This window comes from Gilvimarinus sp. 1_MG-2023, from assembly GCF_030548285.1.
The window spans coordinates 1-290 of sequence record NZ_JAUOSC010000787.1; the positions used below are offsets into that span (position 1 = coordinate 1).

Sequence of the window (290 nt, forward strand, 5' to 3'; positions counted from 1 at the left end):
GCGTGATGGCTCGTTACGGGAATCAGCCAACGAAATGGGGGTCAAGATCTTGCTCTACGAAGCAGGGGAAGCCTTACGCTACGATGAACTCTGCATTCGGGCTGGTGAGCGGGGAATTCTGCGGGTAATGCGCCATCTCGGCATGCTGCCGGCCAGCCGTCAGAAAAAATTTCCGATTGAACCCCTGATTGCCCGTAACAGCGGCTGGATGCGAGCCACCGACAGCGGCTTTGTGCGTAATCTCAAGCACCTCGGCGACAAGGTCGAAAAAGACGACATCATGGCTATTA

The 290-nt window shown here is 55.5% G+C and carries 1 protein-coding gene; it reads left to right on the top strand.

The window, feature by feature from the left end; genetic code table 11:
• Positions 1-290 (top strand): succinylglutamate desuccinylase/aspartoacylase family protein (locus Q4563_RS19050; RefSeq protein WP_303605628.1); only part of this gene is annotated, 290 nt, incomplete at both ends.